Origin of the sequence: Actinomadura rayongensis (assembly GCF_009831215.1) — a bacterium.
GTDB lineage: Bacteria > Actinomycetota > Actinomycetes > Streptosporangiales > Streptosporangiaceae > Spirillospora > Spirillospora rayongensis.
This window is the reverse complement of sequence record NZ_WUTW01000001.1, coordinates 1,590,877-1,612,879: the sequence shown is the minus strand read 5'-3', so window position 1 is coordinate 1,612,879 and position 22,003 is coordinate 1,590,877. Positions and strand designations below refer to the sequence as shown.

The 22,003-nt window shown below is 72.7% G+C and carries 23 protein-coding genes and 2 riboswitches; of the genes, 11 read left to right on the top strand and 12 right to left on the bottom strand.

The genetic code is table 11. The features are described from left to right. The first annotated feature begins 161 nt into the window (after positions 1–161). The 4 genes from GQ466_RS07605 to GQ466_RS07590 all read left to right on the top strand — a co-directional run bounded on the left by GQ466_RS07605 (position 162) and on the right by GQ466_RS07590 (position 5,630). On the top strand, positions 162–1,190 hold the full coding sequence (locus GQ466_RS07605; protein ID WP_337193360.1) for a C40 family peptidase: 1,029 nt from the start codon (positions 162–164) through the stop codon (positions 1,188–1,190). Positions 1,191–1,568: 378 nt separating this feature from the next. After that, a riboswitch (cyclic di-AMP (ydaO/yuaA leader) is annotated at positions 1,569–1,732 on the top strand. 337 nt (positions 1,733–2,069) lie between these two features. After that, positions 2,070–2,213, top strand: a riboswitch (cyclic di-AMP (ydaO/yuaA leader). Between the two features lie 13 nt (positions 2,214–2,226). Further along, positions 2,227–3,021, top strand: a complete 795-nt coding sequence (locus GQ466_RS07600; RefSeq protein ID WP_161101986.1) for a CHAP domain-containing protein — start codon at positions 2,227–2,229, stop codon at positions 3,019–3,021. 36 nt (positions 3,022–3,057) lie between these two features. Continuing rightward, positions 3,058–4,314 (top strand): hypothetical protein, encoded by a 1,257-nt coding sequence (locus GQ466_RS07595; protein ID WP_161101985.1) that lies wholly within the window; start codon positions 3,058–3,060, stop codon positions 4,312–4,314. Then, positions 4,311–5,630, top strand: coding sequence for a M48 family metallopeptidase (locus tag GQ466_RS07590; protein ID WP_161101984.1), 1,320 nt, complete (start codon positions 4,311–4,313; stop codon positions 5,628–5,630). The genes GQ466_RS07595 and GQ466_RS07590 overlap by 4 nt, the downstream gene beginning before the upstream one ends. A 39-nt stretch (positions 5,631–5,669) precedes the next feature. Here the strand turns inward: GQ466_RS07590 and GQ466_RS07585 are convergent, their stop codons facing one another. The 4 genes from GQ466_RS07585 to ctaC all read right to left on the bottom strand — a co-directional run bounded on the left by GQ466_RS07585 (position 5,670) and on the right by ctaC (position 9,962). After that, complete coding sequence (locus GQ466_RS07585; protein WP_161101983.1) at positions 5,670–6,917, bottom strand: L,D-transpeptidase; 1,248 nt, start codon at positions 6,915–6,917, stop codon at positions 5,670–5,672. 168 nt (positions 6,918–7,085) lie between these two features. After that, on the bottom strand, positions 7,086–7,496 hold the full coding sequence (locus GQ466_RS07580; protein WP_161101982.1) for a cytochrome c oxidase subunit 4: 411 nt from the start codon (positions 7,494–7,496) through the stop codon (positions 7,086–7,088). 4 nt (positions 7,497–7,500) lie between these two features. Further along, positions 7,501–9,168: an aa3-type cytochrome oxidase subunit I gene (gene ctaD / locus GQ466_RS07575; RefSeq protein ID WP_161101981.1), complete on the bottom strand. Its 1,668-nt coding sequence runs from the start codon at positions 9,166–9,168 to the stop codon at positions 7,501–7,503. After that, positions 9,165–9,962 carry an aa3-type cytochrome oxidase subunit II gene (gene ctaC / locus GQ466_RS07570; RefSeq protein WP_337193359.1) on the bottom strand — a complete coding sequence of 266 codons (798 nt, stop codon included), beginning with the start codon at positions 9,960–9,962 and terminating at the stop codon, positions 9,165–9,167. Before ctaC ends, ctaD begins: the two co-directional genes overlap by 4 nt. 162 nt (positions 9,963–10,124) lie before the next feature. On the opposite strand from ctaC, the gene GQ466_RS07565 reads away from it, so the two are divergent. Next, positions 10,125–11,294 carry an aminotransferase class V-fold PLP-dependent enzyme gene (locus tag GQ466_RS07565; RefSeq protein ID WP_161101980.1) on the top strand — a complete coding sequence of 390 codons (1,170 nt, stop codon included), beginning with the start codon at positions 10,125–10,127 and terminating at the stop codon, positions 11,292–11,294. A 76-nt stretch (positions 11,295–11,370) separates the two neighbouring features. Beyond that, on the top strand, positions 11,371–11,676 hold the full coding sequence (locus GQ466_RS07560) for a sulfurtransferase TusA family protein (protein WP_103563316.1): 306 nt from the start codon (positions 11,371–11,373) through the stop codon (positions 11,674–11,676). A 42-nt stretch (positions 11,677–11,718) separates the two neighbouring features. Here the strand turns inward: GQ466_RS07560 and GQ466_RS07555 are convergent, their stop codons facing one another. Continuing rightward, positions 11,719–12,696, bottom strand: a complete 978-nt coding sequence (locus GQ466_RS07555) for a PfkB family carbohydrate kinase (RefSeq protein ID WP_161101979.1) — start codon at positions 12,694–12,696, stop codon at positions 11,719–11,721. Between the two features lie 203 nt (positions 12,697–12,899). Continuing rightward, on the bottom strand, positions 12,900–13,259 hold the full coding sequence (locus GQ466_RS07550; protein ID WP_103563318.1) for a HesB/IscA family protein: 360 nt from the start codon (positions 13,257–13,259) through the stop codon (positions 12,900–12,902). 269 nt (positions 13,260–13,528) lie between these two features. On the opposite strand from GQ466_RS07550, the gene nadA reads away from it, so the two are divergent. Beyond that, positions 13,529–14,698: a quinolinate synthase NadA gene (gene nadA / locus GQ466_RS07545; protein WP_161101978.1), complete on the top strand. Its 1,170-nt coding sequence runs from the start codon at positions 13,529–13,531 to the stop codon at positions 14,696–14,698. Between the two features lie 7 nt (positions 14,699–14,705). On the opposite strand, the gene GQ466_RS07540 is transcribed toward nadA, so the two are convergent. The 5 genes from GQ466_RS07540 to GQ466_RS07520 all read right to left on the bottom strand — a co-directional run bounded on the left by GQ466_RS07540 (position 14,706) and on the right by GQ466_RS07520 (position 18,198). Further along, positions 14,706–15,494 (bottom strand): maleylpyruvate isomerase family mycothiol-dependent enzyme, encoded by a 789-nt coding sequence (locus tag GQ466_RS07540; protein WP_161101977.1) that lies wholly within the window; start codon positions 15,492–15,494, stop codon positions 14,706–14,708. Next, positions 15,491–16,060: a PspA-associated protein PspAB gene (gene pspAB, locus GQ466_RS07535; RefSeq protein WP_161101976.1), complete on the bottom strand. Its 570-nt coding sequence runs from the start codon at positions 16,058–16,060 to the stop codon at positions 15,491–15,493. The genes GQ466_RS07540 and pspAB overlap by 4 nt, the downstream gene beginning before the upstream one ends. Before the next feature lies 1 nt (position 16,061). Then, positions 16,062–16,979, bottom strand: coding sequence for a zinc metalloprotease HtpX (htpX, locus tag GQ466_RS07530; protein WP_161101975.1), 918 nt, complete (start codon positions 16,977–16,979; stop codon positions 16,062–16,064). A gap of 140 nt (positions 16,980–17,119) precedes the next feature. After that, entirely contained in the window at positions 17,120–17,398 is a 279-nt protein-coding gene (gene pspAA / locus GQ466_RS07525) for a PspA-associated protein PspAA (protein WP_161101974.1), read from the bottom strand. Continuing rightward, a complete protein-coding gene (locus GQ466_RS07520; RefSeq protein WP_202419998.1) occupies positions 17,395–18,198 on the bottom strand; it encodes a PspA/IM30 family protein in 804 nt (267 codons plus the stop codon). The genes pspAA and GQ466_RS07520 overlap by 4 nt, the downstream gene beginning before the upstream one ends. Before the next feature lie 131 nt (positions 18,199–18,329). Between GQ466_RS07520 and GQ466_RS07515 the strand changes: the two genes are divergently transcribed. After that, positions 18,330–18,908 (top strand): DUF3043 domain-containing protein, encoded by a 579-nt coding sequence (locus GQ466_RS07515; RefSeq protein WP_337193358.1) that lies wholly within the window; start codon positions 18,330–18,332, stop codon positions 18,906–18,908. A 31-nt stretch (positions 18,909–18,939) separates the two neighbouring features. Continuing rightward, complete coding sequence (locus tag GQ466_RS07510) at positions 18,940–19,941, top strand: aldo/keto reductase family protein (protein ID WP_161101973.1); 1,002 nt, start codon at positions 18,940–18,942, stop codon at positions 19,939–19,941. A gap of 54 nt (positions 19,942–19,995) precedes the next feature. Here GQ466_RS07510 and GQ466_RS07505 read toward each other — a convergent pair whose 3' ends face one another. Beyond that, positions 19,996–20,190, bottom strand: a complete 195-nt coding sequence (locus GQ466_RS07505) for a hypothetical protein (protein ID WP_161101972.1) — start codon at positions 20,188–20,190, stop codon at positions 19,996–19,998. Between the two features lie 92 nt (positions 20,191–20,282). Between GQ466_RS07505 and GQ466_RS07500 the strand changes: the two genes are divergently transcribed. Both GQ466_RS07500 and GQ466_RS07495 read left to right on the top strand, forming a co-directional pair. Further along, positions 20,283–21,230, top strand: coding sequence for a bifunctional adenosylcobinamide kinase/adenosylcobinamide-phosphate guanylyltransferase (locus GQ466_RS07500; protein WP_161101971.1), 948 nt, complete (start codon positions 20,283–20,285; stop codon positions 21,228–21,230). After that, entirely contained in the window at positions 21,227–21,979 is a 753-nt protein-coding gene (locus GQ466_RS07495) for an adenosylcobinamide-GDP ribazoletransferase (RefSeq protein ID WP_337193357.1), read from the top strand. Before GQ466_RS07500 ends, GQ466_RS07495 begins: the two co-directional genes overlap by 4 nt. Positions 21,980–22,003 lie beyond the last annotated feature (24 nt).

The window sequence follows — 22,003 nt, the reverse complement described above, 5'->3', positions numbered from 1 at the left end:
GTGTTCGAGCTGCGGATCGTCACTTCAGGTGATCATGTGCTCACCACTCGCGGACAATTGGCTTGATTTTTGGTTATTAGTGAGGAATCGGTTGTAGGTGGTGTGGGGTCTCGCTAGGGTCGGCCGCTGACGTCGTGGATCGAGAGGGGCGAAGCCGAATCGTGGCCGAAGACGATCTCACCCGGGGCTCCGTGGTGACGCGGAGCGCGCCGGACGTACGCCGGAGAGGCCGCAAGCGCCGTCTGACGGCCGCCGTCTGTCTGACGGTCGCCTTCTCCCTGCCGCTTCCGATGACCGCCCAGGCGGCGCCGAAGCCCACCGAGGCCGAGACGAAGAAGAAGATCGAGAAGCTCAACGAGAAGTCCGACGCGGCCGTCGAGCGCTACAACCAGGCCACCGAACGGCTGAAGGCCGCGAAGAAGAAGCTCGACGCGGCGCGCAAGGCGAGCAAGGCCGAGGAGCAGGCGTTCGAGAAGGAGCGCCAGCACATCGCCGAGCTGGCGGCGACGGCGTACAAGAACAGCGACACCGACGGGCTGGCCGGCTTCGTGGGGAGCAAGGACCCGCAGGCCATCCTGGACCAGTCGTCCATCCTGACGCACCTGTCGCAGAACCGCGACGCCGAGCTGGCCCAGTACGTCGCGGCCGTGCAGCGCCTCAAGCGCGAGCAGGAGCAGGCCCAGCAGGCGTACGACGACTACACGGCCAAGACGAAGGACGCCCGCCAGCAGAAGCAGAACGTCGAGAAGCAGCTCGCCCAGCAGAAGAAGATCCTGGCGAAGTTCGGCGTCAAGAACGACAAGCCCGGCACCGGGGCGGGCGGGACGTACACCGGACCGGCGTCCGGCAGCGCGCGGGCGGCCCTGAACTTCGCCTACGCGCAGCTCGGCAAGCCGTACGTGTACGGCGCCGCGGGCCCGAACTCCTACGACTGCTCCGGCCTGACGATGCGGTCGTGGGGCGCGGCGGGCGTCAACATCACCCGGACGACGAACAGCCAGTGGGCCGCGACCAAGCGCGTCTCGCAGAGCGACCTGCAGCCCGGCGACCTGGTGTTCTTCAACAGCCTCGGCCACGTCGGCATGTACGTCGGCGGCGGGAAGATCATCCACGCGCCGCACACCGGCACCGTGGTGAAGATCGTGCCGCTGTCGTCCATGTCGGGCTACTACGGCGCGGGACGCCCCTGACGGCACCGCTTCCGGACGACCGACGGCCCAGGCGCTCTGACCTGGGCCGTCGTGGTTTTTGTGGAAGATTTGCCTTTCCGGGGGCGTTTGGTACCTTGAGTGCGACTTGTCGGTGTCAGCCAGTCATCGGCGCAGGTCACGACACGTCCCACGTGCCGCGGCCCCGGTGCGGCGCCTCCCAGCCGTCGCGCCCCGCAGGACGGCCGGCCCGGCCGCGTGCGCACGCCCGACGCGTGCATGGCGCCGAGAGCGCGCCACGACGGCCAGCAACGGGATTCCGGCCCGGACGGTTCAGCGCCGTCCACGACCACATGTCAGCGCCGCTCGCCCCCGCAGCAACCTGCGGACCGCACGGGCCCCATCACGCCCCACAGAGGCGAAGCGGCAGCGCCGAATCCGCGATGGCGGAACCGGGGACCCATCCGCCGCGCACCCGAGCAGGGACAGCGCGGCACGGGGTGAATCGGCCCTTTCGAGGGCCGTAGGGCAGCTTCCACGCCCGAACCCGACAGCTAACCCGGCAGGCGTCTGGAAGAAGGAGCGACCCTGTCCAGCAGAGCCGTCACCATGTCCCGCCGTGCACCGATCACGGCACCGTCCGACCCCTCCCCCAGACCCGCCGCACCGGCGGGCACCGCGCTCCCGGCCGTGCCGGGAACCGGAGTCCATGAGCGGACCGCAGCGCGCGGCTCCGTCCACGGGACCACCGGCGCGGACTGATCCCACCGCCCCGCGAGGGGCCGTGCGCAGACCGCGCGTCCCGTGACGCGACAGCGCATCCTCATCCGGGGCCGTTCCCGGCCCCCCTCCCGGCGACCGACGCCCGGAGGAAAAGCCCAGAACCATCATCGGGCGCGCACCGGCGCGCCCACCGCCGAGTCCGCGGGAACGCCCGTCCGGCGTTCCCGCGGAGCCGGGGACCCACTGTGTCCTCATCCGGGGTGAATCGGCCTTCACGGGCCGTAGGGCGGCTTCCACGCCCGAACCCGTCAGCTAACCCGGCAGGCGGTCATGGAAGCGAGGAGTACACCCGCTCATGAACGGCAAGCATCGCAAACCCCGTCCGCTCACCGTCGCGGCGCGCACGACCGGCGCCCTGGTGGCGGGCGCCGCGCTCGTCGGCACCGTCGCGGCGACCGCGCAGGCCGCCGTGCCGGTCCCCGGCAAGGACGCCCCGCAGGGCGCCCTGTCGGTCGCCGGGACGGCCGTCCAGCCCAAGGGCGGCCCGGTGGACCTTCCGCGCGAGCTGAAGGTCCAGCGGGACGAACCGAAGACCGACGCACCGAAGGCCGACGTTCCGTCCAAGAAGGGCGACGGCGGCACCGACGCGCCGAGCACCGGACGGCCCACCGCGCACGACGCCATCCGGCTCGCCGAGTCCCAGGTCGGCATCTCCGAGAGCCGCCACGGGAACACCAAGTTCCAGGACTGGTACATGACCACCGACCGCGCCCGCGAGACCGTCCGCCGCGACGGCGGCTCGGTCGGCGCCTACCGGGGCGCCAACTGGTGCGACATGTTCGTGTCCTGGGTCGGCGAGAAGATCGGGTTCTCCGACCAGTTCGGGTCGGACGCGTGGACCGTCGAGCACGCCGACTGGTTCAAGGAGAACGGCCGGTGGGGCACCAGGCCCAAGCCCGGCGCGATCGTGTTCTTCGACTGGAGCGGCGGCGGCTCGATCAACGGGATCGAGCACGTCGGGATGGTCGTCAAGGACAACCGGAACGGCACGATCGACACCGTCGAGGGCAACGCGGGCAACGCCGTCCGCAAGGAGACCCGCGACACCGGTTCGGTGGTCGGCTACGGCTACCCGAACTACCGGCGGTGAGCCGGACCTTCGGTGAAGCTCACTAGGATCGCCCGCATGACGGACGATCCCGGCGACGATTCCGGCGACGGAGCCCCGCGCCCGGCGTCCGCCCGACGGCGGATCGCCCTCGGCGCGGGGCTCTGCGTCGTTTTGTGCCTGCTCGCGGCGTACGCGTTCGCCGTGCGCGGGCACGATCGCCCGGCGCCGGTGGCCGCGCCGAGCCCGGCCGCCGCCCGCGCGCCGCGTCCGGCCGACGTCCGGACGGTCCTCGCCGACCGGGCCGCCGCCGTCCGGGCCGGGGACCGCGCCCGCTTCCTCGCGACCGTCGCGTCCGCGCCCGCCGCGTTCCAGGACGCCCAGGGCCGCGTCTTCGACAACCTGCGCCGCCTCCCGCTCGCGACCTGGGGCGAGCACTACGAGAGCGCCGACGGGACGACCGTCGCGATCACCGTCCGGTACCGGTTCGCGGGCTACGACCACGCCGACGTCGTCCGCGAGCGCCATCTGAGGTTCGCGTTCCGCTCCGGCGCGTGGGTGATCGTCGGGTCCGGCACGGGCGACGCCCCCGAGATCTGGGACGGCGGCCCGCTCACCGTCGTGCGCGGCGCGTCCAGCCTCGTCGTCGGGGACGCCCCCGGGCTCGACCAGATCGCCGGGCTGCTCGACCGCGCCGTGCCCGCCGTCACCGCCGTCACCGGCCGCGACTGGGCCCGCCGCGTCGTCGCCCTCGCCCCCGCCCGGCCGGCCGTGGCCGCCGCGCTCGCCGGGGACGACCAGGACCTCGGCCAGATCGCCGCGCTCGCGACCGTCGCGCCCGGCGACGACGGGTCGCCGGGGAACGACCGCGTCCTCATCTCGCCCGGCACGTTCGACCGGCTCAACCCGCTCGGCCGCCGCGTCGTCCTCACCCACGAGCTGACGCACGTCGCGACCGGCGGCGCGCACGACGGCCGCACCCCGCTCTGGCTCATCGAGGGCTTCGCCGACTACGTGGGGTACCGGGACGCGAAGGTCTCCGTCCGGGCCGCCGCCGGAGAGCTGGCCGCCGACGTCCGCGCCGGGCGCGTCCCGGCCGCCCTCCCGTCCCGCGCCGCGTTCGGCTCCGGCTCGGACGGCCTCGCGCAGGCGTACCAGGAGGCGTGGCTCGCCTGCCGCATGATCGCCGAGCGGTACGGTGAGGCGACGCTCGTCCGGCTCTACCGGGCCGCCGGACGGCACGACGAGGGCGCCGCGGTGCGCGACGTCCTCGGGACGAGCCGGGCGAAGCTCACCGCCGCCTGGCGCGACTACCTGCGGAGGGAACTGCGTTGAGCGAACCGGACCCACGCCGTCCCCGGATCGCCGCCGCCGTCTCCGCCGCCCTGCTGCTGCTCGCCGTCGCCGCCGTCCTCGCCGCGACCACGCCGTGGCGGACGCTGCCCGCCGGAGCGCCGCACGTCCGGCCCGACCCCGCGCTGGACTTCTCCGCCCCCGAGATCGCCCGCGCACGCGCGTTCGACGCCGCGATCAACCCGCCCGCCTACCTCGCGCTCGGCCTCGGGCTGCTCGCGGTGCTCGTCCTCGGGCTGACGCCGCTCGGCGCGCGGCTGCTCCGCGCGACGGCCGCCCGCGTCCGCCCGTGGCCGCTGCGCGTACTGCTCGGCGTGGTCGTGCTGACGACCGTCCTGCGGCTGATCGGGCTGCCGTTCCGGCTGTGGAGCCACGACGTCCTGGACCGCTACGGGCTGTCGACCCAGGCCGTCCCGGCGTGGCTCGCCGACCAGGGCAAGTCCCTCGCCGTCACCTGGGTGATCTACACGGTCGCGCTGCTGCCACTGTTCGCGCTGCTGCGGCGCTTCCCGCGCTACTGGTGGACGGGCGCGGCGCTCGGCGCGTTCCTGCTCGTCGTCGCGGGCTCGTTCGCCTACCCGGTCGCCGTGGAGCCGCTGTTCAACTCCTTCCACAAGCTCCCGGCCGGGGAGCTGCGCACCGACCTCATGGCGATGGCGGCGCGGGACGGCGTGCCGGTGAAGGACGTGCTCGTCGCCGACGCGTCCCGCCGCACCACCACGCTCAACGCCTACGTCTCGGGGTTCGGGTCGACGCGGCGGATCGTCGTCTACGACACGCTGCTGGCGTCGCCGCCCGCGCAGGTCCGGTCGATCGTCGCGCACGAGCTGGGGCACGCCGAGCACGGCGACGTCCTGTACGGGACGCTCGTCGGCGGGCTCGCCGTCGCGGGCGGCGTGTGCCTGCTCGCGGTGCTGCTGTCGTCGCCGCGCCTGCTGCGCCGCGCCGGGCTCGACCCGCCCGCGCCGGGCCGGGCCGCCGCCGATCCGCGCGCCCTCGCGCTGGTGCTCGCGCTCGTCGCGGCCGGGACGCAGCTCGCCGCGCCCGCCGAGAACCTCGTCAGCCGCCGCATCGAGGCCCGCGCCGACGCGCACGCCCTCGACCTCACGCGCGACCCGGCGACGTTCGTGGAGATGCAGCACGAGCTGTCGGTCCGCAACATCGACGACCTGCGGCCGGACGTGCTCGAACGGCTGCTGTGGATGACGCACCCGTCCGGCGCCGAGCGGATCGCGATGGCCCGCTCCTGGTCCCGGCTGCACCGGCACACGGAACCGCCCCCGCTCGCCCACCGCTGAACGCGGGCGAACGGGGGCGGCCCCGGACAGTGCGTCGGCTCAGGCCGGGGGACGCGACACCGCGCCCGCCTCCGACCCCGCCGGCGTCCCGCCGCCGCCCCCGGCGTTCGCGCCCGCCTCCGCCGCCGGCGCGCCCGCGCGCGGGCCCGTCTGCGACGACTTGTTGAGCGCGCTGCCCTTCAGCCACTTCGTCCAGGAGAGCTGCCAGTAGCCCCAGCCGTTGTCGGGCTCCAGCTCCCGGCTCGTCCCGGTGATCGTGTACGGGTCGCCGCGGTAGGAGAACTTGTAGAACCAGGCCGCATTCTCGTCGCTGGCGTTGACGCAGCCGTGGCTGACGTTGCTGTTGCCCTGGGACCCCACCGACCACGGCGCCGCGTGGACGTATTCGCCGCTGTTGGATATGCGCACGGCCGAATACACCGTCTGCCGGTAGTAGCCGGGGCAGCCCGGCCCGCAGCCCGTCGTGGACGAGTCCATGATGACCGGGTTCGCCTTCTCCATCGTCAGGTGGACGCCGTTGGTCGTCGTGTGCTCCCGCGACCCGCCCATTCCCATGCTCACCGGAATGCGGCGCACCTTCCGGCCGTTCTTCATGACGACCATGTAATGGCTTTTCGCGCTCGCCTTGCTGATGTGCTCGTCGCCGACCCGGAACCGCACGGTCTGGTTCTTGCCGCCCCACAGGTTCTTGGCGACGCGGACGCCCGCCAGATGCGTGCGGAACGTGACGTCGGTGTGCGCGGGCCAGTACCGGCGCGTGCGGAACACGACGGTCTGGTCCCCGAACCAGTGCCAGGCGCCTTCCGCGGGCTTGCTGGACTGGATCTCCAGCCCGCGTTCCACGGCCGCCCTGTCGGTCACCGGGCTCGCGAAGTTGAGGATGACCGGCATTCCCACGCCGACCGTCTCCCGGTTGTTCGGCGCCTCCAGCGAGGACGCCAGCGACGGCCCGGCCTTCGCCGTCCGGAACTTGCTCGTGATGGTGCGGGTCCGCCCGTCACGGCCGAGGCCCGTCACCGTGACCTGGTAGTCCGCGCTCGGCGTCAGCGTCCACCGCGACTGCCAGCTCGTCCGGTCCGGGGACGCGTCCCCGATCATCTGCTCGCCCGCCGACGTGACGGTCACGTTCTGGACCGTTCCGTTCTTGGCCCGCACGGTGATCGGACGGTCCGGCGGAACCGCCGCGCCGCCGTTCTGCGCGGGCGACACCGCCAGTTCCAGCAGATCGCCCCGGACGACCTTCGTTCCCGCGCAGCCGGCCGTCCCCGCCACGAGAACGCCCCCCATCGCCGCCGCGGTGGCCCAGCGGCCTTTTCCCTTTCCTGCTGAGACGCCGACTCGCACCGTCAACTCCCCCGTTGTCACCCCTTGGTGCCAGCGATCTTGCCCAGCAAGAAGGGGGCCGATGCTCGCGAAGAACGCGAAACACCGGCCCCCTGGGAGTGTCTTTGCCGACTAGTGGGCGAAGTGTCCCCGGTAGTACTCGAAAACGAACCCGATGGTCGACATCAGGATCGCCGCGACGCCGAGGAACACCAGCCACCAGCCGAACACGACGCCGAGCGCGATCGCCGCCGCCGACAGCCCGACGAACAGCGGCCACCAGCTGTGCGGGCTGAAGAAGCCCAGCTCGCCGGCCGCGTCCGCGATCTCGCCCTCGGGGTCGTCCTCGTAGAGCGGGCCGCCGTTGGAGTTCTCCAGCCGCCGGATCGTGAAGTGGATGTAGAACCCGATCAGCCCGGCGAGGCCGACCGCGAGCGCCATCGCCGTGGTGCCCGTCCAGTCCCCCGACCACAGCCAGTAGACGACGTCGGTGACGAGGAAGAAGATCGCGCACCCGTAGAACATGAACGCCTGAACGCGCATCGGACTACTCTCCCTTCGTCCCGGCCGTCACGGACTTCGCCCCGACGTGCGGGTGGTGGAGGTCGAACGCGGGCCGCTCGGAGCGGATCCGCGGGATCGAGTTGAAGTTGTGCCGCGGCGGCGGACAGGACGTCGCCCATTCGAGCGAGTTGCCATAGCCCCACGGGTCGTCGACCTCAACGCGCCGGCCCTTCTTCGCCGTGATGTACACGTTGTAGAAGAACGGCAGCAGGGAGACCGCCAGGATGAACGAGAACACGCTGGACAGCTCGTTCAGGCCCTGGAACTCCTTGGCGTAGTCGGCGTACCGGCGCGGCATGCCCTCGGCGCCCAGCCAGTGCTGGACGAGGAACGTGCCGTGGAAGCCGATGAACAGCAGCCAGAAGTGCACCTTGCCGAGCGTGTCGTTCAGCATCTTCCCGGTGAACTTCGGCCACCAGAAGTAGAAGCCCGCGAACATCGCGAACACGACCGTCCCGAACACGACGTAGTGGAAGTGCGCCACCACGAAGTAGGAGTCCGAGAGCTGGAAGTCCATCGGCGGCGACGCGAGGATGACGCCGGTCAGGCCGCCGAACAGGAACGTCACGAGGAACCCGATCGACCACAGCATCGGCGACTCGAACGTGAGCTGCCCGCGCCAGATCGTGCCGATCCAGTTGAAGAACTTCACGCCCGTCGGCACCGCGATCAGGAACGTCATGAACGAGAAGAACGGCAGCAGCACCTGGCCGGTGACGAACATGTGGTGCGCCCACACGGTGATCGACAGGCCCGCGATGCTGATCGTCGCGAACACCAGGCCGACGTAGCCGAACAGCGGCTTGCGGCTGAACACCGGCAGGATCTCGGTCACGATGCCGAAGAAGGGCAACGCGATGATGTACACCTCGGGATGGCCGAAGAACCAGAAGAGGTGCTGCCAGAGCAGCGCGCCGCCGTGCGAGGCGTCGAACACGTGCGCGCCGAACTTGCGGTCGGCCTCCAGCGCCAGCAGCGCCGCCGCGAGGACGGGGAACGCCAGCAGCACGAGGATCGAGGTCAGCAGGATGTTCCAGGTGAAGATCGGCATCCGGAACATCGTCATGCCGGGGGCGCGCATGCACAGGATCGTCGTGATGAAGTTGACGGCGCCCATGATGGTGCCGAAGCCCGACATCGCGAGGCCCATGACCCACATGTCGCCGCCGATGCCCGGCGAGCGCACCGAGTCCGACAGCGGCGAGTAGGCGAACCAGCCGAAGCTGGCGGCGCCGCCCGGCGTCAGGAACCCGGCGATGACGATGATGCTGCCGAACAGGAACAGCCAGTACGCCAGCATGTTCATGCGCGGGAACGCCACGTCGGGGGCGCCGATCTGCAGCGGCATGATGACGTTGGCGAAGCCCGCGAACAGCGGCGTCGCGAACATCAGCAGCATGATCGTGCCGTGCATCGTGAAGAGCTGGTTGAACTGCTCGTTGCTGAGGAACTGCAGCCCCGGCTTGAACAGCTCGACGCGCATCAGCAGCGCGAGCACGCCGCCGATCAGGAACATCACGAACGACGTGATCAGGTAGAGATAGCCGATCACCTTGTGGTCGGTGGACGACATCCAGGAGGCGATCAGGCGCCCCTTGGTCGTCCGCGACGCGGCGATCGGCGCGCTCGGTGCGTGACTGACCGCTGTCACTGGGCACCCCCCGCGGCCTTGGCCTGGGCCTTGGCATTGTTGATGTACGACTGGTACTGCGCGGGCGTCACGACGCGGAGCTGGAACAGCATCCGGCTGTGGTCCACACCGCACAGTTCGGCGCAGCGGCCCTCGTAGGTGCCGGTCTTCTTCGCCGTGAACTCGAACTCGTTCGTGAAGCCCGGCATGACGTCCTTCTTGTACAGGAGCGCCGGGACCCAGAACGAGTGGATCACGTCGTTGGAGTGGAGCCGCACGCGGACCGTCTCACCCGTCGGAATGGTCAGGACGGGCTTGCGCGGCGCGGGACCGTTGGGGTTCACCGGGGTGCCCACCACGGACGCGACCGTCTGCTCCTGCCCGCCGACCTTCTCCTTGTAGTCGAACTGCCAGCTCCACTGGAAGGCGGTGACGTCGACCGTGACCTGCGGGTTCTTCGTGGTCTTCTCGACGTAGTTCTCGTCGCGCGCGGTGTAGAAGAAGAGCACGCCGATGATGACGAACGGGACCGCCGTGTAGAGGATCTCGATCGGCAGGTTGTACCGCACCTGCGGCGGGAGGTCCTCCGAGCGCTTGCGGTGGAACAGCACCGCCCAGATGATCAGGCCCCACACGACCGCGCCGACGCTGAACGCCGCGATCCAGGAGCCCTGCCACAGCTTCAGCATGCGCTCGGCCTGGTCGCTGATCGGCTCGGGCATCCCGAGACGGGACGCCTCGCCGCTGCAGCCGGTGGCGGTCAGCGCCAGCAGGCCCAGCGCGCCGGCGCCCTTCAAAGCGCGGCGACTGCGCACAGGCGTACGCCGCTCCCTAGAGCGGGTCGGACTCACGGATTGCCTTCCCCACGGATGAACGCCCGGTCGTCCGGGCGGAGAGATCAGTTGTCACACGTGCGAGGGACACACTAGCGCGAGGGTCGCGCCGAGCCCCGATCGGGTGCCGGTTAGTGTTCTCGCGTGGCTACACACGGCCCGCACGCCGACCGGCCGGGCGTCTACCTGGACGCGGCGTCGAGCGAACCGCTGCTCCCCGCCGCCCGCACCGCGCTGCTCGGAGCGCTGGACGGCGCGTGGGCCGACCCCGCGCGGCTGTACGGCGCGGCGCGCGGGTCGCGGCTCGCGCTGGACCGGGCGCGGGCCGACGTCGCCCGCGTTCTCGGGACCCGCCCGGACGAGATCGCGTTCACCGCGTCCGGCACGCAGGCCGTCCATCTCGGGATGCTGGGCGCGCTCGGCGGACGGCGGCGCGTCGGACGGCACCTGGTCGTGAGCGCGGTCGAGCACTCCAGCGTCCTGCACACCGCCGAGCGGCACGAGGCCGACGGCGGCGAGGTCACGGTCGTCGGGGCGGACCGGCTCGGCCGGGTGGACGCGGACGCGTTCGCGGCGGCGCTGCGGCCCGACACCGCGCTCGCGTGCCTGCAGTCGGCGAACCACGAGGTCGGGACCGTCCAGCCGGTCGCCGAGGTCGCGGCGGCGTGCCGCGCGGCGGGCGTGCCGCTGCTGGTGGACGCCGCGCAGTCGGCCGGGCGTGTCGACGTCCCGGCCGGGTGGTCGCTGCTCACCGCGAGCGCGCACAAGTGGGGCGGGCCGCCGGGCGTCGGCGTCCTCGCCGTCCGCAAGGGGACGCGGTGGCGCTCCCCGCTCCCCGACGACGAGCGCGAGGCGCGCCGAGTGCCGGGCTTCGAGAACGTGCCGGGCGCCGTCGCCGCCGCCGCCGCGCTGACGGCCCTGGACGCGGCGCGCGCGACCGAGGGGCCGCGCCTGTCCGCGCTGGTGGAGCGCATCAGGACCGAGGTGGCGCGTACGATCGAGGACGTGGAAGTCGTCGGGGATCCGGTCGCGCGCCTGCCGCATCTGGTGACGTTCTCCTGCCTCTATGTGGCGGGCGAGGCGCTGCTGACCGAACTCGACCGGCTGGGATTCGCGGTTTCGTCGGGAAGTTCGTGTACGGCCGATACGCTGCGACCGAGTCACGTGCTGGAGGCGATGGGAGTGCTCACCCACGGGAACGTCCGGGTGTCGCTGCCGCACGGCACGACGGCCGGCGACGTCGACCGGTTCCTGGCCGTCCTTCCCGGTACCGTGACCCGCCTGCGCAGGTCGGCGGGGGTGGGCGGCGCATGAGCGCGGTCCGCCGCCGGGGCCGCGCGGTCCGCGCCGACGCCCCGTTCCACGCCGACAGAGGGAGGCGGACGCTTCCATGAGGTTCCGAGGCCGCACGCGCCGGGAGGCCGCCGAGCCGCTCCCGGCCCCGGTGCCGGAGGCGCCGGCCGGGCCGCCGCCGGCGCTCGTCATCGACGCGCTGGGCCGCAAGTGCCCGATCCCGATCATCATGCTGGCCGAGCGCATCCGGGAGGTCCCGGTGGGCGCGATCATCGCGGTGCTCGCCGACGACGTCGCCGCGCGCACCGACGTGCCCGCGTGGTGCCGGATGAAGTCGCAGGACTTCGTGTGGGAGGAGACGCTGCCGCGCGGCTGGGGCTTCCACATCCGCCGCACGTACTGACCCGGTGCCCCGGGCGGGCACGCCGCCCGGGGCCCGGGGCCGTCAGGCGGGCAGGTGCGGGGCGACCTCGGCGGCGGCGTCCGCGCCGTACGCGCCGGTCAGGCGGTCGAGGAACCCGTCCCGCGTGATCGTGTACTCCTGCGGGCCGGCCGTCTCCAGGACGTAGGCCGCGACGACGTTGCCGACCTGCGCGGCGCGCTCCAGCGGGAGGCCCCAGTGGACGGCCGACAGGAACCCGGCGCGGAACGCGTCGCCGCCGCCGGTCGGGTCGACGACGTTCTCGACCACCACGGCCGGGACGTGGACGCCCTCCTCACCGGCCCGGTCGATCTGCGCGCCCTTGGCGCCGAGGGTGGTGATCCGGACGCCGACGCGCGCCAGCACGTCCGCGTCGGACCAGCCGGTCTTCTCCTCGCAGAGCGCCTTCTCGTACTCGTTGGTGAACAGGTAGGCGGCGCCGTCCACGAGCCGGCGGACGTCCTCCCCGCCCACGCGGGCGAGCTGCTGGGACGGGTCGGCGGCGAACGGGATGCCGCGCGTCCGGCACTCGTCGCTGTGCCGCAGCATCGCCTCGGGGTCGTTGGGGCTGACGAGGACGAGGACGAGCCCGCCCGTCCGGTCGGCGATCGGCCCGATCTCGATGTCGCGGGCCTCGCTCATCGCGCCCGCGTAGAACGTGGCGATCTGGTTCTGGTCGTCGTCGGTGGTGCACAGGAACCGGGCGGTGTGCTTCAGCTCGGACACGTGGACGGACTCGGTGTCCACGCCGTGGCGCTCCAGCCAGGACCGGTAGTCGGCGAAGTCGTCGCCGACCGACCCGACGAGGACGGGCCGCAGCCCGAGCACGCCCATCGTGAAGCAGATGTTCGCGGCGACGCCGCCGCGGCGGATCACCAGTTCGTCGGCCAGGAAGGACAGGGAGACGCGGTCGAGCCGGTCGGGCATGAGCTGGTCGGTGAACCGGCCCGGGAAGGTCATCAGGTGGTCGGTGGCGATGGAGCCGGTGACGGCGATGCGCACTGCGTCGCTCTCCTCGTCGGCGGGTCGGGGTGACGGACGCGTACAGCGTAAGCCCCGGCCTGCGGGGCTCGCCTAGCGGCTCGCCCCGCAACCGTGCCTTTGCGAGTGCTGCATCGCTTCGCGATCTTCCCGCCCGGGGACTCGCCTCCGGCGTCGTCCCCGGGCGCTCAGTTAACGCACTCGCGCGACGGCTGAGGTCGACCTCAGTTGAAGGAGTCGCCGCAGGCGCAGGAGCCCGACGCGTTCGGGTTGTCGATCGTGAAGCCCTGCTTCTCGATCGAGTCCACGAAGTCGATCGTGGCGCCGGTCAGGTACGGGGCGCTCATCCGGTCGACGCGGACGTTCAGGCCGTCGAAGTCCTGGACCTGGTCGCCGTCCATCTCGCGCTCGTCGAAGAAGAGCTGGTAGATCAGGCCGGAGCAGCCGCCGGGCTGGACCGCGACGCGCAGCGCCAGGTCGTCCCGGCCCTCCTGCTCGAGAAGGCCCTTGGCCTTCTCGGCGGCGGCGGCGGTGAGGATCACGCCCTGCGCGGTGTCCTGCGTCGTCTCGCTCGAAACCGTCATTGTTCAGCTCCCGGGTCTCGCTGCGGGCCGCCCGCCCGGGCGGCGCCCTGTCTGTTCGTGGGACGCGTGGCCACGCCTCTTCTCGAAGAACAACGTACCTCGCAGTACGCCCATTCCCTTCGTCCACCAGTGTTTCACGTCGCGTTCGTCCCCGTCGCGGGCCGGGTGTGGGCGGGCGCACACCACCCCGCCGGGCGGGACATCCCGTTTCGTGTGCTTTGATTAGTCGTCAGAGCGACGATAAGTCACGTCGCAGGAGGGAGACTCCCGTGACCACCCCCGTGCAGGACCCTCGCCCTGTAGACCTCCCGCTGCTGCTTCTCGGGACCGGCGCCGACCCCGCGAGCGAGCGCGGCGTCGACTGCCCCGGCGAGCTGCCGCCCGCGTCCGACCCCGATCTCGTGGAGCGCGCCAGGGCCGCCAAGGCCGCCCTCGGCGACCGCGTGTTCGTGCTCGGCCACCACTACCAGCGCGACGAGGTCATCCAGTTCGCCGACGTGACCGGCGACTCGTTCAAGCTGGCCCGGCTCGCCGCCGACCGGCCCGAGGCGCCCTACGTCGTGTTCTGCGGCGTCCACTTCATGGCCGAGTCCGCCGACATCCTCACCGCCGACCACCAGCAGGTCGTCCTGCCCGACCTCGCCGCCGGGTGCTCGATGGCCGACATGGCGACGTTCGACCAGGTCGAGGAGTGCTGGGAGGCGCTGGAGGACGCCGGGATCGCCGACGACGTCGTCCCGGTCACCTACATGAACTCCTCGGCCGACATCAAGGCGTTCGTCGGACGGCACGGCGGCGTGGTCTGCACCTCGTCCAACGCCAAGCGCGCCCTGGACTGGGCGTACGCGCGGGGCTCGAAGGTCCTGTTCTTGCCCGACCAGCACCTCGGCCGCAACACCGCCGTCCTGGAGCTGGGCTTCGCGCTGGAGGACTGCGTCGTCTACAACCCGCACCGGCCGAACGGGGGCCTGCCGGACGGGGCGCTGCGCGACGCCCGCATGATCCTGTGGCGCGGGCACTGCTCGGTCCACGGCCGGTTCTCGCTGGACTCGGTGAACGACGTCCGCGCGCGGGTGCCCGGCGTGAACGTGCTCGTCCACCCCGAGTGCAAGCACGAGGTCGTGACGGCCGCCGACCTCATCGGCTCGACCGAGTTCATCATCAAGGCGATCGAGGAGGCCCCGGCGGGCTCGTCGTGGGCGGTCGGGACGGAGCTGAACCTCGTCCGGCGGCTGGCGAACGCCCACCCGGACAAGAACGTCATGTTCCTCGACAAGACGGTCTGCTTCTGCTCCACGATGAACCGGATCGACCTGCCGCACCTGGTCCTGTCGCTGGAGTCGCTGGCGCGCGGCGAGGTCGTCAACCGCATCGAGGTCGACCCGGAGACCGCGCACTACGCCCGCGCGGCCCTGGACCGGATGCTCGCCCTGCCGTAAGGCGGGTCTACTGGACGGCCGCGTTCCCGGCGAACAGCGCCACGAGCGCGGCGTCCCCGGTGAACGCGAGCGCGGGGTCGCCGGGCGCGCGGCGGCCCCACGCGAACAGGTAGAGGTCGGCGGCGGCGCCCGTGACGGACGCCGTCGCGTCGGCGGGGGCGGGGCCGTCCGCGCGCTCGGCCGTGAAGCCGTCGGCGGTGAACCGCACGTTCCAGCGGGCCCCGGCGTCGGCGGCGGCGAACGTCAGCGTCCCGGCGCCGCGCAGCTCCTTGACGTTCGGGCTGAACGCGGCGGCGGCGCGCAGGTTGGCGAGCAGCTCGCCGACGCCGTCGACCGCGACCCCGGCGGGGACGCGCGCCGCCCGGCCGAGCGCGAGGTCGAGGTCGCAGCGGTGGACGGCCGTCTCGTGCAGCATCCGGCGCGCCCACCATCCGGCCGTGCCGCCGTCGCCCCACGTCCAGACGGGCTCGTCGGGGCCCGCGTCGCGCAGCGCGGTGAGCAGGTCGCGCCCGCCCTCGGCGAACCACGGGCCGAGGTCGGCGTCGTCGTCCGGCCAGGTCACGCCCATCTCCCGGCGTCCGGCGGCCTCCTGCGCCCGGGTCGCCACGAGGCCGCGCGCCCAGCGGTGGACGCCGCCGAGGTGGCGGGTCAGCTCGGCGGCCGTCCAGCCCGGGCAGGACGGGACGTCCACGCCGGGCGGCGCGTCCGCCAGCGCCGCCGCGTACGCCGCGATCTCGGCCTCGGCCGCGGCGCAGTACGCCTCGTGCGGCCAGTGCGGCCCGTCCCGGAAGCTCACAGGCCGGGGGCTCCCCAGACGGGGAACCAGCGGCCGAGGTCGTCCTCGAACGGCAGGTCCGCGCCGACCGCGCCGCGCACCTGCAGTTCCAGCGCGTTGTCGCGGCGGTCGCCGGGCAGCGGCGCGAACGGGTAGAACGTGCCGCGCTTGTAGAGGTAGACGAGCCCGAGGCGCCGCCCGTCCGGCCCCCGGAACCCGACGAGCGAGCACAGCAGGTGCGGCCCGAACCCGTTGGTCTCCAGCGTGGAGTTCACCGCGTGCAGGTCGGTGACCAGGCCCGGCACGTCCGACGGGTCGTGCGTCGCGAGGATCCAGGTGTAGCCGTAGGAGTCCTCGCTGATCTCCACGCGCGGGCCCTGGTCGGCGTCCAGCAGGTCCTGGACGTCGCGCTGGAGCCGGGCGAACGCGCCGCCCTCGGCCGCCCGGAAGCTCACCGAGCCGAGCCCGGTCGGGGTGAACCCGGTCGCGGCCTCCAGCGTCACCGCCGCCGTGGACAGCCCGAACAGCCGGTCCAGGTCGGGCTTGGCCGGCTTGGACCGGCCGAGCAGCGCGTCCAGGAACCCCATGTCACTCCCCTCGGCCGAGCTGGCCCGAGATCTTCTGCAGTTGCGCGAGCCGCTTCTCCAGCGACGGGTGCGTGGAGAACAGCGTCGCGACGCTGGCGCCCTTGCTGAACGCCGGGGCGAAGAAGAACGCGTTGAACGGCTCGGCCGAGCGCAGGTCGCGGCTCGGGATCCGCGCCATCTCGCCGGTCACCTTGGTCAGCGCGCTCGCCAGCGCGGACGGGCGGCCGGTCAGCAGCGCCGCCGCCCGGTCGGCCGACAGCTCCCGGTACCGCGACAGCGCGCGGGTCAGGACGAAGCTGATCGCGTACGCCACCGCGCTGACGGCGACGACCGCGAGCAGGATCAGCCCGGTGTTCTGGTCGTTGTCGCGCCGGTTGAAGCCGCCCCACAGCCCGGCCTCCAGGCCGAACCGGGTCAGCAGCCCGGCGCAGACGCCGAGGAACGACGCGATCGTCATGACGGCCACGTCCCGGTGCGCGACGTGCGCCATCTCGTGCGCGAGGACGCCCTCCAGCTCCACCGGGTCGAGCCGCCGCAGCAGCCCGGTCGTCACGCAGACGACGGCCTTCTTCTGGTTGCGCCCGGTCGCGAACGCGTTCGGCACGTCGGTGTCGGCGACGGCCACGCGGGGCTTGGGCGCGTCCGACAGCGCGCAGATGCGGTCGATCACGCCGTGCAGCTCGGGCGCCTCCTCCGGCGTCACCACGCGGCCGTGCATCGCGAAGATCGTCAGCTTGTCGCTGAGGAAGTACTGCGCGAACAGGAACACGGCGGCGACGACCAGCGCGATCACGCCCCACTTCGGCACCAGCACGAAGAAGGCGCCGACGAACGCGACGTACACCAGCCCCAGCAGGAACATCGTCACCAGCATGCGGGACGTGAGCCCGCGGTCCGGCGCGTAGCGGGTCCGTGCCATCCCTCATCCCCCCTTTCGCGGTCCCCGCGTCCGCGTGGGACGGGGGCCGCCCGCGGCCTGCCGCGCGCCGGGACGACGGGCGTCCCGGCGACCGCGCGGGCCGCGTCGTTCCGCCGGCGCGGGGCCGGCGGGTCCCCGGTTCAGTCCGGGATCAGTCCCTCGTCGCCGAGCATCTGCCGCACCTCGTCGATGGCGGCGTCCACCGGCGGGAGGATCAGCTCCGACGGCTCCAGGCTGTCGGGCGGCAGCGGCTTGCCGACCGTCCGGACGTTCTCCAGCAGTTCTTTCAGCGCCGTGCGGAAGGTCGACTCGTCGCCGCTGTCGATGGCGGCCTCGAGGCGGTCGTCCAGCGCGTTGAGCGCCGCGAGGTCGCCGTCGGCGACGTCGAGCTGCCCCTCGCCCATGATCCGGACGATCACTGCCCACCCCCGGGCTGCTGCGGCCACTGCACCTGCTGCGGCGACGCCGCCTGCTGGCCCGGGGCCTGCTGCTGACCGGGGTTGAGCTGCTTGGGCGCGGGCGCCTGGCCGAGCTCGGCCTTCAACCGCTCCAGCTCCAGGTCGACGCCGGGGCCCGAGCCCATGCGGTCCAGCTCGGCCTGGATGTCGTCGCGCGGGCCGGAGAAGTCCTCCAGGGCGCCGGATTCCAGCAGTTCGTCGATGGCCCCGGCGCGGGCCTTCATGTTCTCGGTCTTCTCCTCGGCGCGCTGGATCGCGAGGCCGACGTCGCCCATCTCCTCGGAGATGCCGGTGAACGCCTCGTTGATCTTGGTCTGCGCCTCGGCCGCCGTGTAGGTGGCCTTGATCGTCTCCTTGCGGGTGCGGAAGGAGTCGACCTTGGCCTGCAGCCGCTGCGAGGCGAGGGTCAGCTTCTCCTCCTCGCCCTGGAGCTGCTGGTACTGGGCCCGCAGGTCGCCGAGCTGGGAGTCCAGGCCGGCGCGGCGCGTCAGCGCCTCGCGGGCGAGGTCCTCGCGGCCGACCTGGAGCGCCTTCTTGCCCTGCTCGGTCAGCTTGTTCTGCTGCTGTTCGAGCTGGTTGATCTGCAGTTCCAGCCGCTTGCGGGAGGTGGCCACGTCGGCGACGCCCCGGCGGACCTTCTGGAGCATCTCAAGCTGGCGCTGGTAGGAGTAGTCCAGTGTCTCGCGCGGATCCTCCATGCGGTCCAGGGCCTTGTTGGCCTTGGACTTGAAGATCATCGACATTCTCTTCATCACGCTCATCGCGCCGGCGCCGGTCCCTTCGTGTGCTGCCCAGTCGCAAACTGGGCTCAATGGCCACTGCTGGGCTTCTATCACCCTACGCGTTAACGCGCGAGGCGGTCACGGAGTTCGCAGCCGGTAGGCTGATCCTCGTGTTCGGACGTCGTACCCAGGAAGCCCCCGAAGATCCTCCTCAGGTAGCAAAGCCGGGAGGCAAGGGGCGCCCCACGCCCAAGCGGTCGGAAGCGCAGAAGAAGCGGCTCCAGCCCATCACCGCGCCGCCCGCCGACCGCAAGGAGGCGTACAAGCGCGTCCGCGAGCGGCAGGCCGCCGAACGCTCCCGCATGCGCGAGGGCATGGCGCGCGGTGAGGAGAAGTACCTCCTCAAGCGCGACAAGGGCCCGGTGCGGCGCCTCGCCCGCGACTACGTGGACTCCCGGCGGACGATCGGCTCGTACCTGATGTACGTGCTGTTCGCGATCGTCGTCCTCAGCCTGCTGCCGATCCCGGCGGCGCGGCTGTTCGGGCTGTTCGCGCCGCCGGTGCTGCTGCTCGCGGTCTTCGTCGAGGGCTTCGTGCTGAACGTGGGCGTCAAGCGGCTCGCGGCGCAGCGCTTCCCGAACGAGAGCACCCGCGGCGTCGGCATGTACGCGGCGCTGCGCGCGATGCAGATCCGGCGGCTGCGCCAGCCGCCGCCGCAGGTGAAGCTCGGGGAGCGTCCCGCCGCCTGACGTCCCGCGCCGGAGTTCTAGGGTGCGGTCCATGGAGTTCCGACACCTGGGCCGCAGCGGCCTCAAGATCAGCGAGATCGCCTACGGCAACTGGCTCACCCACGGCTCACAGGTCGAGGAGGACGCCGCGCGCGCGTGCGTCGCGGCGGCCCTCGACGAGGGCATCACGACGTTCGACACGGCCGACGTGTACGCGGGCACCCGCGCGGAGGAGGTCCTCGGCCGGGCGCTCGACGGGCAGCGGCGCGAGGGCCTGGAGATCTTCACCAAGGTGTACTGGCCGACCGGCCCCGGCCCGAACGACCGGGGGCTGTCGCGCAAGCACATCTTCGAGTCGATCCACGGGTCCCTGCGGCGGCTGCGCACCGACTACGTGGACCTCTACCAGGCGCACCGGTTCGACCACGAGACCCCCCTCGAAGAGACCCTGCGCGCCTTCGACGACCTCGTCCGGCAGGGCAAGGTGCTGTACGTCGGCGTCTCGGAGTGGCGGGCCGAGGAGATCGAGCGGGCGCTGAAGATCGCCGACGAGATGGGCTTCGACCGGATCGTCTCCAGCCAGCCGCAGTACTCGATGCTGTGGCGGGTGATCGAGGACGAGGTCGTCCCGCTGTGCGAGCGGGAGGGCATCGGGCAGATCGTGTGGTCGCCCATCGCGCAGGGCGTCCTGACCGGCAAGTACCTGCCGGGGCAGCCGCCGCCCGCCGGGTCGCGGGCCACCGACGAGAACGGCGGCGCGACCTTCATCCGCCAGATGCTGGACGACGAACTGCTCACGCGCGTGCAGGACCTCAAGCCCGTCGCGGCCGACCTCGGGCTGACGATGGCGCAGCTCGCGGTGGCGTGGACGCTCCAGAACCCGAACGTGTCGGCGGCGATCGTCGGCGCGTCGCGTCCCGAGCAGGTCCGCGACAACGTGCGCGCGGCCGGGGTGAAGCTGGACGCCGACGTCCTCGCCCGCATCGACGAGATCCTCGGCGACGTCGTGATCCGCGACCCCGCCAAGACGGTCAGCCCGCGTCAGCGGCCCTGACCCGGCCCTGATCTGGACCGCTCCGGCCGGGCGGACGCGCCGCCCGGCCGGGGCTCAGGCCTCGTCCAGGGACATCGTGTAGACGGCCGCGCCGTCGTCCAGCAGCACGACCCGCTCCACGCCGTCCGCCCGCAGGTCGCGCCAGTTCTCCCCGAGCCACGACTCGGCGTCGGACCGGGTCGGGAACGTCTCCTCCGCCGCCCCGGCGTCCTGCCCGTCCGCCTTCTCCAGCTTCCAGCTCCAGGCCATCCCGCCGCCTCCGCTCGATCCGCCACCCCGTCGCGGTGAGACTAACCGTTCGTCCGCCGGGCGGGCGCACCCGCCTAGAGTCTCTGATCACCATGCGAATCGAGGTTCTGGGGGACGCCGCCCCCGGCGGGTGGCCGGCGGCGGGCTGCCGCTGCGCGTCGTGCGCGGCGCTGCGGACGTCCGGCGCGGCGCGCGCGCTGCTGAACGTGCTGGTGGACGGCGTGCCGCTGGACGATCTGCCGCGCCGCGCTGTGCCCGGCGGGTTCGAGGCGGGCGCCCCCGGTGGCGGGGTGCTGCTCGTCGCCGCCGGTCCCGGCGCGGTGCCCGAGCCGTCGCCGGGGACGGTCTACGGGGCCGTCCTGCTCGATCTGGCGGACCGTCCCGACCACCTCGGGCTGCTGCGCCGGACGGGCGCGGTGACGGCGGCGACGCGGGTCCTGGCCGTCCACCGCGACCACCGGACGCGCTCCCCCGCCGAGCTGGACCGCCGCCTGCGGCACTGGCTGGACCCCGCGCCCGCGCCGCACCGGACGCTGCTGCTCGGCGGCGCCCGGTCGGGCAAGTCGGCGGAGGCGGAGCTGCGCCTCGCCGCCGCGCCGGACGTCACCTACGTCGCGACCGGCCGCACCGGCGCCGACGACCCCGAGTGGGCCGCGCGGATCGCCGCGCACCGCGAGCGCCGCCCGTCCTGGTGGACGACCGTCGAGACCGGCGACGTCGCGGCCGTCCTGCGGTCGGCGCGGGGCGCGGTGCTCGTGGACGGCCTCGGCTCCTGGCTGACCGGCGCGATAGACGCGGCGGACGCCTGGGACGACCCCGCCCCCGCCGCCGCCCCCCGCGTGGACGAACTGGTCGCGGCCTGGCGGGACACGGCCGCGCGGGTGATCGTGGTCAGCGACGAGGTGGGCCTGTCGGTGGTGCCCGCGACCGCGTCCGGACGGGCCTTCCGCGACCTGCTCGGCGCCCTGAACCGGCGGCTGGCCGACGCGTCCGAGGACGTCGCCCTGGTCGTCGCGGGCCGCGTCCTGGAGTTGCCGTGAGCAGTGGGTTGCGGTTGGCGGTGACGTTGCTGACGGTCGTCCCGGTGCGGGCGGGGCGGGTCGACCGGGACGCCGCCCGGGCCGCGATGCTGTTCGCGCCGCTCGTCGGGCTGATCGTCGGCGGGGGCGCGGCGCTGGTCCTGCTGGTCGCCGAACTGGCGGGACTGTCGCGGCTGCTGGGCGCCGTGCTCGCGGTCGCCGCGTCGGCCGCGCTCACCCGCGCGCTGCATCTGGACGGTCTCGCCGACCTCGCCGACGGACTCGGCAGCGCCAAGCCGGCCCCCGAGGCGCTGGCGATCATGAAGCGGTCCGACATCGGGCCGTTCGGCGTCGTGACGCTGGTCCTCACGCTCGGCGCGCAGACGGCGGCGCTGGCGTCGGCCCCGCATCCGGCCGTCGCGGCGCTCGTCGCGGCCGTCGCGGGACGGCTTGCGCTGCCGTGGGCGTGCCGGACGGCCGTCCCGTCGGCGCGGCCGGGCGGGCTCGGCGCGCTCGTCGCCGGGACGGTCCGCACCCGCGCCGCGCTCGCCGTGTCCGGCGCCGTCCTCGCCGCGGCGGTCGCGACCGGGCTCGTCGCGGGCCGTCCGGTCCACGCCGCGCTCGCGGTCGTCGCGGCGGTGGGCGCGGCGCTGGCCGTCCTCGCGCACGCCCGGCGGCGGCTCGGCGGCGTCACCGGCGACGTCCTCGGCGCGCTCGTGGAGATCGCCGCGACCGTCGCCCTCGTGACGCAGGCCGCGGGCGGACCTTGATCCCCGAGGGCGAAACGGGACGCC